Annotated in this window: 9 protein-coding genes; 5 read left to right on the forward strand and 4 right to left on the reverse strand. The window is 76.2% G+C overall.

What is annotated here, in order from left to right:
- Nucleotides 1–118: 118 nt before the first annotated feature.
- Genes ABZ809_RS27120 through ABZ809_RS27130 form a run of 3 tightly spaced genes read left to right on the forward strand, consistent with a single transcriptional unit; the run spans nucleotide 119 to nucleotide 5,837 of the window.
- Nucleotides 119–2,572 (forward strand): glycoside hydrolase family 3 C-terminal domain-containing protein, encoded by a 2,454-nt coding sequence (locus ABZ809_RS27120; protein ID WP_357565429.1) that lies wholly within the window; start codon nucleotides 119–121, stop codon nucleotides 2,570–2,572.
- Nucleotides 2,569–3,624, forward strand: coding sequence for a LacI family DNA-binding transcriptional regulator (locus ABZ809_RS27125; protein ID WP_357565430.1), 1,056 nt, complete (start codon nucleotides 2,569–2,571; stop codon nucleotides 3,622–3,624). Before ABZ809_RS27120 ends, ABZ809_RS27125 begins: the two co-directional genes overlap by 4 nt.
- Nucleotides 3,621–5,837 carry a glycoside hydrolase N-terminal domain-containing protein gene (locus ABZ809_RS27130; RefSeq protein ID WP_357565431.1) on the forward strand — a complete coding sequence of 739 codons (2,217 nt, stop codon included), beginning with the start codon at nucleotides 3,621–3,623 and terminating at the stop codon, nucleotides 5,835–5,837. The genes ABZ809_RS27125 and ABZ809_RS27130 overlap by 4 nt, the downstream gene beginning before the upstream one ends.
- Nucleotides 5,838–5,844: 7 nt before the next feature.
- Here the strand turns inward: ABZ809_RS27130 and ABZ809_RS27135 are convergent, their stop codons facing one another.
- The 4 genes from ABZ809_RS27135 to ABZ809_RS27150 form a co-directional block, all read right to left on the reverse strand.
- Nucleotides 5,845–6,354, reverse strand: coding sequence for an NUDIX domain-containing protein (locus tag ABZ809_RS27135; RefSeq protein ID WP_357565432.1), 510 nt, complete (start codon nucleotides 6,352–6,354; stop codon nucleotides 5,845–5,847).
- Between the two features lie 9 nt (nucleotides 6,355–6,363).
- Complete coding sequence (locus tag ABZ809_RS27140) at nucleotides 6,364–7,185, reverse strand: SDR family NAD(P)-dependent oxidoreductase (protein ID WP_357565433.1); 822 nt, start codon at nucleotides 7,183–7,185, stop codon at nucleotides 6,364–6,366.
- Entirely contained in the window at nucleotides 7,182–8,507 is a 1,326-nt protein-coding gene (locus ABZ809_RS27145) for an FAD-dependent oxidoreductase (protein ID WP_357565434.1), read from the reverse strand. Before ABZ809_RS27145 ends, ABZ809_RS27140 begins: the two co-directional genes overlap by 4 nt.
- A 61-nt stretch (nucleotides 8,508–8,568) precedes the next feature.
- Nucleotides 8,569–9,219 carry a TetR/AcrR family transcriptional regulator gene (locus ABZ809_RS27150; RefSeq protein ID WP_357565435.1) on the reverse strand — a complete coding sequence of 217 codons (651 nt, stop codon included), beginning with the start codon at nucleotides 9,217–9,219 and terminating at the stop codon, nucleotides 8,569–8,571.
- A gap of 71 nt (nucleotides 9,220–9,290) precedes the next feature.
- On the opposite strand from ABZ809_RS27150, the gene ABZ809_RS27155 reads away from it, so the two are divergent.
- Together ABZ809_RS27155 and ABZ809_RS27160 are read left to right on the forward strand one after the other, a co-directional pair.
- Nucleotides 9,291–10,637 (forward strand): MFS transporter, encoded by a 1,347-nt coding sequence (locus tag ABZ809_RS27155; RefSeq protein ID WP_357565436.1) that lies wholly within the window; start codon nucleotides 9,291–9,293, stop codon nucleotides 10,635–10,637.
- A 63-nt stretch (nucleotides 10,638–10,700) separates the two neighbouring features.
- The coding region (locus tag ABZ809_RS27160; protein ID WP_357565437.1) for a hypothetical protein at nucleotides 10,701–11,613 on the forward strand (913 nt) is incomplete at its 3' end.

The raw sequence follows: 11,613 nt of genomic DNA on the forward strand, positions 1-11,613 counted from the left end.
AGCGCTTCAACGCTTCCGGGCCGGCGACCGCCTCCACCACACCGCGATGCCGCGTGCCGCCGTGGCTGTCGAAGCGCTTCGACAGCTCGTGGCGCGGGCCCACGGAAGGCGACCGACCATGACCGACCGCACCCCGTCCCCGGAAGTCCTCGTCGATGATCTGCTGGACCGGCTCACCCTCCCGGAGAAGCTCGGGCTGCTGCACCAGTGGCAGGCAGCCGTGCCCCGGCTCGGCCTCCCCCCGTTCCGTACCGGCACCGAGGCGCTGCACGGCGTGGCGTGGCTCGGCCGGGCCACCGTCTTCCCGCAGGCGGTCGGGCTCGCCAGCAGCTGGAATCCCGAGCTGATCCGGACGGTCGGCGACGCCGTCGGCGACGAGGTACGCGCCAAGCACCACGCCGACCCCGAGCAGGTCGGGCTCAACGTCTGGGCGCCGGTGGTCAACCCGCTGCGCGACCCCCGCTGGGGGCGCAACGAGGAAGGCTGGTCGGAGGACCCCTGGCTGACCGGCCGGCTCGCCACCGCGTACGCGTGGGGCCTGCGCGGCGAGCACCCCGACCGGCTGCGCACGGCACCGACGGTCAAACACTTCCTCGGCTACAACAACGAGACCGACCGGGCCACCACGTCCAGCGACATGCCACCCCGGGTGCTGCACGAGTACGAGCTGCCCGCCTTCCGGGCGCCCCTCGTCGCCGGGGCGGCCGTCGCCGTGATGGCCTCCTACAACCTGGTCAACGGGGTGCCGGCGCACCTCAGCCCGCTCATCAACGACGAGCTGCGCCGGTGGACGCCCGAGGAGCTGCTGGTCGTCGGCGACGCGGGCGCGGTGACCAACATCGCCGGGGTGCAGGGTCACCTGCCCGACCACGTCAGCGGCCACGCCGCCGCCCTGCGCGCCGGGATCGACAGCTTCACCGAGGACGACGCCGACAGCGCCCCGACCGTCGGGCGGCTGACCGAGGCGCTGGAGCGGGGACTGGTCACCGCCGCCGACGTGGACCGTGCGGTCCGGCGGATCCTCACCGTCCGGGCCCGCCTCGGTGACCTGGACCCGCCGCAGGACGACCCCTGGGCGAACGTCCCGCCGGACGTCGTCGACCGCCCCGCGCACCGCGACCTGGCCAGGGAGGCGGCCCGCCAGTCGATCGTGCTGCTGCGCAACGACGGACTGCTGCCGCTCACCGGCGGTGCCGGGCTGCGCGTCGCCGTGCTCGGCCCGCTGGCCGACGCCGGGTACGAGGACTGGTACAGCGGCACCCCGCCCTACCGGGTCACCGCGTACGAGGGCCTGTCCCAGCGGCTGTCCACGGTCACCACGCACCCGGGAACGGACCGGATCGCGCTACGCGTCGGCGACGGGTACGTCGGCTGCCCGGACACCCCCGACGGCGGCCCGCTGACCGTCGGCGCGGACGCATGCGCGTTCGACGTCTTCGACTGGGGGCGCGACCTGGTCGCGCTGCGCGCCACCGGCAACGGCCGGCACGTCGGGGCCGACGACGACGGTGTCCTCGTCAACGACCGCCCCGGGCCGGGCGGCTGGGTGGTGCGGGAGACCTTCCGGTTCCACGCCGGCCCCGACGGCACGGTGCTGCTGCACCACCTCGCCACCGACCGGTACGTCACCGTCGGCGCAGACGGGTGGTTGCGTCCCGACGCCCCGACCCCGGCCGAGGCCACCCCGTTCAGCGTCGAACTGCTGGCCGACGGGGCCGCCGAGGCCGCCGCCTTGGCCGCCGCCGCCGACGTGGCGGTGGTGGCGCTCGGCAACCACCCGATGGTCAACGGCCGGGAAACCGAGGACCGCGTCGACCTGGCCCTGCCCGCCGGGCAGGAGGCCCTGCTGCGGGCCGTGCACGCCGCCAACCCGCGCACCGTGCTGACGGTGACCAGCAGTTACCCGTACGCGGTCGGCTGGGCCGAGGAGCACCTGCCGGCGGTGCTCTGGTCCGCGCACGGCGGCCAGGAACACGGCACGGCGCTCACCGACGTGCTGCTGGGCGACGCCGAACCCGGTGGCCGGCTCACCCAGACCTGGTACGCCGACGCCGCCGAGCTGCCCGACCTGCTCGACTACGACGTGATCGGCGCCGACAGCACCTACCTGTACTACCGGGGCGACCCGTTGTACCCGTTCGGGCACGGCCTCAGCTACACCCGGTTCGACTACGCTGGCCTGCGGTTGAGCGCGGCCGAGGCGACCGCCGGCGAGGAGGTCGAGGTGAGCGTCGAGGTCACCAACACCGGCGACCGCCCCGGCGAGGAGGTCGTGCAGCTCTACACCCGGCAGCGGCGCTCCCGCGTCAAGCAGCCCCTGCGCCAGTTGCGGGACTTCGCCCGGATCAGCCTCGCGCCCGGGCAGCGGCAGGTCCTCCGGCTGCGGCTGCGTACCGCCGAGCTGGGCTGGTGGGACGAGATCCGCGGCCGCCACGTGGTCGAGGACGCCACCCACACCATCCTGGTCGGGCGGTCGGCGCGCGACATCCGGCTGGTCGGCGCCCTCACCGTGCACGGTGACGAGGCCAGCGCCGGTGACCGGTCCGCCGCCGTGCCGGCGTCGGCACGGTGACCCCGCCGCGCGGGCGCCCGTCGCCCGACCAGCCCACCATCACCGACGTCGCCCGGCACGCCGGGGTCGCCGTGAGCACCGTGTCGTACGTCCTCAGTGGCAAGCGGGCCATCTCCGAGGTCACCCGTAACCGGGTGCTGGCCAGCATCCGGTTGCTCGGCTACCACCCGCACGCCGGCGCGCGGGCCCTGGCCAGCCGGCGGGCCAACGTGATCGCGCTGGTCCTGCCGCTGCGCGCGGGCATGCAGGTGCCGGTGGTGATGCAGTTCGCCATGGCCGTGGTCACCACGGCCCGCCGGTTCGACCACGACGTCCTGCTGGTCACCTCCGACGAGGGGCCCGCCGGCCTGCGGCGCGTCGCCGCCACCGCCCTGGTCGACGGCGTGCTGGTCATGGACGTCGAGCTGGACGACCCGCGGGTGCCGCTGTTGCGGGAGCTGGCCCGGCCCAGCGTGCTGATCGGGGTGCCCGCCGACGCCACCGGCCTGACCTGTGTGGACCTGGACTTCCACCGGGCCGGCTGGGCCTGCGTCGCGCACCTGGCCGGGCTGGGTCACCGCCGCGTCGCCCTGCTCGGCGCGCCGACCGCGGTCTACGACCGGGGCACGGGCTTCGCGCACCGCACCCGCGCCGGTGTCGTCGAGGCCGCCGGAGAGCATGGCGTCGACGCGGTGACCCTGCCCTGCGAGGAGGGCGCGGTGGCCGTCCGGCAGACCCTCACCGACCTGTTCGCGCACCACCCCGACGTGTCGGGGCTCATCGTGCAGAACGAGGCCGCCGTCGGCCCGGTGCTGGCCACGCTGCCCGCCCTGGGCCGGCGGGTGCCGCAGGACGTGTCGGTCGTGGCCGTCTGCCCCGACCCGTTCGCCGAGCAGGCCAGCCCGATGCTCACCGCCGTGCCGGTCCCCGCCGAGGAGATCGGCACCCAGGCCGTCTCCCTGCTGATGCGCAAGTTCGGCGACGAGGCGGTGCCGGAGGTCACCCTCCTCCAACCCCGGCTGACGGTACGCGACAGCACCGCCTCCCCCACCCCGGCGGGGGCCGGGCGGTGACGGCCGACTCGGTCCACCGCATCTGGGACACCGCCCCCGCCACCCGCTGGGAGGACGCGTTCCTCTCCGGCAACGGCGAGTCGGGGATCATGGTGTACGGCCAGCCGCACGCCGACCGCATCGTCGTCAACCACCACCGGTTCGTCCTGCCCAACGGCACCCGCGACGCCCGGCCGCCCGAGCTGGCCGCCCTGCTGCCCCGGATCCGGGAGCTGATGCTCGCCGACCGCCGCGCGGAGGCCAGCCGGCTGCTCGCCGGGGACGGGGTGCTGCGCTGGACGCAGTCGTTCCACCCCGGCTTCGCCCTCACCGTCGACGCCGTCGACCCCGGCCCGGTCCACGACTACCGCCGGCGCACCGAGTTCGGCACCGGCGAGGTGGTCGTCGAGTGGGCGGCCGGGCGGCGACGGTCGTTCGTCTCCCGGGCCGACGGGCTCGTGGTCACCCACGTCGACGCGGGCACCTGCCAGGTCGGTGTCACCGGTGACCTGCCCGGCCGGCCGGAGTCGGTGACCTACACCGCCGCCGCGTACCGCCGGGGGGACCTGGTCTTCCTGCGGATGCGGGGCCGCTATCCCGACGCCGGCGGCGCGTACGGCTTCGAGGGGCTCACGCTGCTGCGCGGTGACGTGGCGGTGCTCGGTGACGACCGGGTGGCGGTACGCGGCCCGGCGCTGCTGACGACGGTGCTCGACCGGCCCGAGGCGGCCCCGTGGCGCACCGGCGACCTGGAGGACCTGCTGGCCGCCCACGCCGGCGACGACTACGGGACCCTGCTGGCCCGGCACGTCGGGCCACACGCGGCGGCGTACCGGCGGGTCAGCCTGGACCTGGGCGTGCCCGCCGCGCAGCGGGAGCTGCCCGTGGGTGAGCTGCTCGCGGCGCAGAACGCCGACCCGGGCACGCTCCAGCCCGCCCTGCTGGAGCGGCTGTTCCACGCCGGCCGCTACCTGCTGCTCAGCTCCAGCGGCGTCCTGCCGCCCCGGCTGACGGGCCTGTGGCTGGGCTCGTGGGACGCCGCCTGGGCCGGCGACTTCACCACCGACGCCAACCTCAACCTGCAACTGGCCGGCGCAGGGGTCGGCGCCCTGCCGGAGGTCACCGCCGCCCACGCCAACCTGGTCCGGGGCCAGGTCGACGACTGGCGGCGCAACGCGCGGGCGATCTACGGGGCCCGGGGGCTGCTGGCGCCCAGCCGCACCGACGGCGAACACGGGCACCTGTTCCACCTGCACGAGGACTGGCCGTTCGCGGCCTGGCTGCCCGGCGCCGACTGGCTGCTGCACCCGCTGTACGAGCACCACCTGGTCACCGGCGCGCCCCTCGGGGAACTCGCCGGCTGGCTGACGGAGGTGGCGGACTTCTTCGCCGACTTCCTGACCGTCACCGACGACACGGGTGCCGTGGTGGTCGTGCCGTCGTACTCGGCGGAGACCGGCCCGCTCGACGGGCGGGGGCAGCCGGTGCACGTGGCGGTGAACGCCACGATGGACATCGCCGCCGCCCGGCACGCCCTGCGTACGGCCGCCGAGGTGACCGGCTCGGACCGGTGGGCGGGGCTGCTGCGGCGGCTGCCCGCGTACCGGTGCGACGAGCGGGGGGCGCTGGCCGAGTGGGCCTGGCCCGGCCACCACGGCGACGACGACCACCGGCACGTCAGCCACCTCTACCCGGTGTGGCCGCTGGACGAGATCAACCCGGACGACACCCCTGAACTGGCCGAGGCCGCGCACCGGGCGTTGACGCTGCGCGGCGACGAGAACCTCTCCGCGCACGGCAGCCTGCACCGGGCGCTGGCCGCCGCCCGGCTGCACGACGGCACCCTGACCGCCGGGAACCTGCTGAAGATCCTCGGCAACGACATGTTCTTCCGGTCCCTGATGAGCGCGCACAACCCGGGCCTGGTGACCTACAACGCCGACGCGGCGCACGCCCTGCCGGCCGTGCTGATCGAGTCGCTGGTGCAGTCCCGCCCGGGGCTGCTGTGGCTGCTCCCGGCCACGCTGCCGGGCCTGGACGCCGGGGTGCTGCGCGGGGTGACCTGCCGGGGCCGGGTCACCGTGGAGGAGCTGTCCTGGTCGGACGGTACGGTCCGGGCCCGCCTGTCCTCCCCGGTGGCGCAGCGGCTGACGGTACGCAGCCCGTACGGCGGGCGGAACGTGGACCTGGCCGCCGCGACGCCGCTGGAGGTGACCTTCGAAGCGGCGGGGTGAGCGGCGGTCAGAGCGCGTCGGGCCGGCTGAGCGCGGGGTGCCGCTCGCCGGGCCCGGCGTGCCAGGTGGGGGCGTCCTCGCGCAGCGTGGTGTCGACGCGCAGTCGCGCCCACTCGTCGAGCTCCGGCAGGTCGCCCGGGTCGAACCAGGCCACCTCGGTGGACTCGTCGTCGTTGACCCGGGCCTCGCCGCCGACGGCCCGGCACCGGAACCAGACGTTGAGGTATTCGCAGGTGTCGCCGTTGGGGTAGACGACCCGGTGGGTGGCGACGCCGGCGACCCCGTCGACGCGTACGCGCACGCCGGTCTCCTCGTACACCTCCCGCGCCACGGCGTCGGCGGGCTGCTCGCCGGGGTCGATGAGGCCGGCGGGCACCGACCAGCGGCCGTTGTCGGCGCGCCGGGCCAGCAGCACCCGCCCGTCGTCGTCGCGGACGACCCCGCTCACACCGGGTAGCAGGAGCAGGTCGTGGCCGACGTGGGCACGCAGCTTGGCGATGTACGGGGAGACGGCCACCGGCCCACGCTAGCCGGTGTCGCGGTGCCGGCGGACCATCCCCGCGGCCAGCGGTGCGGCGTCCAGGTCACCGGCGGCGAGCCGGGTGGCGACGGTACGCCGCACGATCCGGTCGGCCAGTGCCGGTGCGTGCCGGGCGAGGGCCAGCTCGACACGTCCGCGCCTGGTGGTGGCCACGTCCCGGGGTGCCCGGCGGGCGGTGGCGGCGCGCAGGATCGCCGCGACCACTCCCTCCACCGGTTCCAGTCGGGACACCCCGCGCAGGGACAGGCCGGCGTCGGCGGTGCTGTCGTGGATCGGGGAGGCGACCATGCTCGGGTAGACCACGCTCACCCCGACGTGGGTGCCCACCTCGTGGCGCAGCGCGTCGGCGTACGCGACCAGGGCGCGTTTGCTGACCCCGTACGCGGCGGCCAGCGGCAGCGGCAGCAGGGCCATCCGGCTGGCGACGAAGACCACCCGGCCACGGGTGGCCTCCAGGGCGGGCAGCGCGGCGGCGGTGGTCCGCCAGGCGGCGAGCAGGTTCACCTCGATCTGCTGGCGCACCACCTCGTCGGGCGGCAGTTCGGCCGGGGCGGGACCGCCGACGCCCGCGTTGTTGACCAGCAGGTCCAGCCCGCCGAGGCGGTCGACGGCGGCGGCGACCGCCGGTGGCACGGCGGTCGGGTCGGTCAGGTCGCAGCCCAGCACCGGCACGTCGGCGGCGGTGCCCGGCTGGCGGTCGAGGCCGACGACGCGCGCCCCGGCGGCGGTGAGCGCGGCGCACAGCTGCCGGCCGAAGGTGCCGGTGGCGCCGGTGACCAGCACCCGCCGGTGGGCCAGCGCGCTCATGCCGTGGCCCCGGCGGCGTGGGCGCGGCGGGTGCCGGCGGCCAGTTCGCGGGTCAGCTCGGCCAGGTACGCGTCGAAGTCCACCCGCATCGCGGGCCGGCGCTGCCCCCAGCGGGCGGTGGCGGCCCGCAGCTCGGCCCGGCAGACGGCCCGCTGCTGCTGCGGATCGGGCAGCGCGTAGCGGCCGGACAGCTGCGCCGCGACCAGCTTGGCCTGCGCCTCGACCAGCGGGAACGCGGAGCCGGTGGACTGCATGAGCCCGACGAACGCCAGCCCGGGCGCGTCGAGGTGGAAGACGTGCCGGTACAGCGGCAGGGTGTCGGCCCCGTCGCCAAGCAGCGCGGGGTCGAGGAACGGGATCTCGACCCGGTAGCCGGTGCACCAGATCACCAGGTCGATCTCGTCGGTGCGGCCGTCGGTGAAGGTGACCCGGTCGCCGTCGAAGCCGGCGATGCCGGGGCGGGGTTCGATCTCGCCGTGGGTCAGCCGGGACAGCAGCCCGTCCGACAGCGTCGGGTGGTCCTGGAGGAAGCCGTGGGCGGGGGCGGGCAGGCCGTAGCGGGTGGGTGAGCCGACGGTCGCGGCGAGCATCCGTTCGGTGATGCGCTGGCGCAGCCGCCACGGCAGCCGCCGGGCGAGGGCGCCGTTGAGGGCGTCCGACGGGCGGCCCAGCAGGTGTTTCGGCACCACCCAGACGCCCCGGCGCAACGACAGCAGGGTGCGCCGGGCCGCGTACGAGGCGTCCACGGCGATGTCCATCGCGGAGTTGCCGCCGCCGACGACCAGGACGCGCCGGCCGGTGAGCTGGTCGGGACCCCGGTAGGCGTGGCTGTGCAGTTGCGTGGCGGTGCAGGTGCCGGTGTGGTCGGGGGCCGGCGGTTTCGGCACCCGGTTGTGGCCGTTGGCGACGACGACGGCGTCGACGGTGACGCTGACCGGGCCGTCGGGCCCGTCGGCGTGCACCGTCCACCGGCCGACGGGGGCGGCAGTGACCCGGTCGACGGTGTGTCGCAGCCGTACCGCCTGGTGCAGGTCGAACCGGTCGGCGTAGTCGGTGAGCCAGCCGGCGACCCGGGCGTGGTCGGGGTAGTCGGGCCAGTGCGCCGGCATCGGGTGGTCGGCGAACTCGGTGCGCGTCCGGCTGGTGTTCAGGTGCAGGGTCCGGTACGCGGGCGAGCCGGGCGCCCCGTACACCCAGAGGCCGCCGACCCGGTCGCCCGCCTCGAAGCCGACGGCCGGTACGCCGGCGTCGGCGAGCGCCTTGAGGGTGGCCAGTCCGGCCGCGCCCGCGCCGATGACCGCCACCCGGGGCTGTGCACCCATCGCCGGCTCCTCCCCATCAATCCAACGTTCGTTGGATAATGGCCCGACCCCCGGCGGCACGTCAAGGCGTCGCCGGACCGTAGAGGCCGTCGAGGAAGCGGTGCACGAACGCCCGGAACTCCCGCCGCTCCCGCGCCTGCGACCCGCCGTCGGCGGCGAGCGCCACCACGTGACCGTGCACCGCCCACACCAGGCTGCGTACGGTCACGTGCGGCGCCGGCTCCACCAGCGCCCCGCCCGCGGCGGCGGCGCTGAGCAGGTCGGCGACGAGCCGGTACAGCGGGGCCGCGTACCGCTCGTCGAGTTCGGCGTGCCGCTGCGGCTCCAACCAGCGACGCAGCCACAACGCGGTGGTCTCCGGCCGGTCCTCAAGGAAGTCCACGAACACGTCCACCAGGTCGTGCAGGGCGCGCCGGGCCTCGGCCGGCCCGTTGCCCAGCGCCTGCCGGGCCCGCCCGGCCGCCGCCTCGAGCACCTCCCGCTCGGCCGCGAAGACCCGGGCGAAGCAGGCGTCGTAGAGCTGCGCCTTCGTACCCGTGTGGTGCGAGACCGTGGCGACGTCGACGCCGGCCGCCGCCGCGACCTCCCGCAGCCCGACGGCGTCGAAGCCCCGCCGGGCGAACAACTCCGTCGCGGCGGTGAGCACCACCTCCCGGGTGGGTCGGGTCTCCTCGCGGCGGGGCCGCCCGGGTCGGCGTCGAGGCATGGTCATGGCCGCCATTCTGCCCCTACAATCCAGCATCCGTTGGATTAGCGGGCGGCGTGCCCGGAGGGGAAACGGCCATGACCGGGCTCGACCAGCAGCCGACCAGCACGGACGCCACCACCCTGCCCCGCGGACCACTGCTCGGCTTCGCCGCCGGCTCCCTCGGCATGGGCGTCTGGGTGACCGTCCCCGGCCTGCTGCTGCTCTACTTCCTCACCGACGTGCTGGCCGTCGCCCCCTGGCTGGCCGGCCTGGCGCTGCTGCTGCCGAAGATCGCCGACGTGCTGCTGCACCCCTGGATCGGGCACCGCTGCGACGTCGAGCAGGCCCGCCGCGGCGACCGCCGCCGGCTGCTGCTGGTCGGCTGCGCCCTGCCGCTCGCCTTCGCCACGCTGTTCGCCGTGCCCGGCGGGCTGACCGGCGCACCCGCCGCCGCCTGGGTCGCGGTCGCCTTCGTCGCCGGCAACCTGCTCTTCGCCGCCTACCAGGTCCCCTACCTGGCCACCCCCGCCGACCTGCGGATCGGCTACCACGAGCGGACCCGGCTGATGGCCTTCCGGATGGTGGTGCTGACCTTCGGCATCCTCGTCTCCGGGCTGCTGGCGCCGCTGCTGGCCGGCGGTGACGACGCCACCCGGGGCGGCTACCAGCGGATGGGCGTGCTGCTCGCCGTCGGGATGCTGGCCGCCATGCTGGTGGGGGTGGCCGGCATCGGCCGACTGCGCCGGGCCGCCGCCGCCACGTCCGCACCGCACGGCGGCGGCTGGCGCGCGCTCGGCACGGCGCTGCGCGACCGGCAGTTCCGCTGGCTGGTCGCCGCCTACCTGGCCATGTCCACCACCACCCACCTGGTACTGGCCGCCGTGCCCTACTACGCCGAGTACGAGCTGGGCCGCCCCGGCCTGACCACCGTCCTGGTGGCCGCCTTCGTCGCCCCGGCCCTGCTGGTCACCCCGGCCTGGCTGGTGGCGGCCCGCCGGTTCGGCAAGCAGCGGGCGCTGCTCGGCGCGCAGGGCGCCTTCGCGGCCGGCTCGCTGGTCCTCGCCGTGGGCCGGCCGGCCGGCCTGCCGGTGCTGGTGGCCGCCGTGGCGGTACTCGGCGTCGCGTTCGCCGGCATGCAGCTGCTGCCGTTCTCGATGATGCCCGACGTCATCCGCGCGGGCGGCGGCGCCGCCGGCACCTACACCGGGGTGTGGACCGCCACCGAGGCCACCGGCGCGGCGCTGGGCCCGTGGGCGTACTCGCTGTGCCTGGCCGCCGGCGGGTTCGTCGCCTCCGCCGCCGGCGAGAGCGTCACCCAGCCCGAGGGCGCGCTGACCGCGATCCGTTGGGGGTTCGGGCTGCTGCCCGCGGCGGCGATGCTCGTCGCGTTGCTGCTGCAACGCCGCTACACCCTGGACCGCTCGGCCCGCACCGCCGGCTGAACCCGTCCCCCGCCCGATCCGGGCGGCCGGGCGGGGCGGCCGCGGCAGTAGACTGCGCCCTCGATGGACGCCCAGCCCACCCCCGCCGACACCCGCCCCTGCGCCCACTGTGGCCGTCAGGTGCCGCAACGTGCCGGCGCGGGCCGGCCGTTCCGCTACTGCCGCGACAACGACAACGCCTGCCAGCGGGCCTCCCGCAACAGCCGGATGCGCCACCGCAACGCCCCCGGCCTGCCCGGGCAGGTGGCCCGCACCTGGGAGGCGGTGGACCGGCTGGAGCAGGTCACCCAGACCCTCGCCGAGGCCCTGCACGCCGGGCTGTCCCCCGTCGGGGTGGAACGCCAGCTCGCGCAGGCCCGCGCCGACGCGGCGACCCAGGTGGCGGCGGCGCAGACCGAACGGGACGAGGCCCGCCGCGACGCCGAGGACGCCGCCGCAGCCGCCGTCCGGGCCCGCGAGGAGGCCCGGGCCGCCACCGCCGAACGCGACACCACCCGCGCCGAGGCACGGCAGGCCGACGAGCGGGCCTCGGCGGCGGCCGGGCGCGCCGAGGCGGCGGAGGCCGCCCGCGACGACGCCCGCCGGCAGGCCAGCGCCGCGGAGGCCCTGCGGACGCAGGCCGAACGGGACCGCGACACCGCCCGCCACGAACTGCGGGCGCTGCGCGCCGAGGTGGACACCGAACGCCGCCGCGCCACCGAGCTGACCGGCGAACGCGACGCCGCCCGCGCCGACGCCGACCGGGCGTCCCGCGCCGCCACCGACGCCCTCGACCGCGCCCAACGCCTGCACACCGAGGCCGGACAGGCCCGCGAACAGGCCGCCCGGGCCCACGAGCAGACCGAGCAGGCACGTGCCGAAACCGCTGCGGCCCGCACGGCCGCCGCCGAGGCGACCTGGGCGATGGCGAACGGGCCACCGAGGTACGCGATGCGGCGGTGGCCCCGATCCAGCAGGTGTTCCATGGCCAGCCGGC

The sequence above is a fragment of the Micromonospora sp. NPDC047074 genome (assembly GCF_040643815.1).
Lineage (GTDB): Bacteria > Actinomycetota > Actinomycetes > Mycobacteriales > Micromonosporaceae > Micromonospora.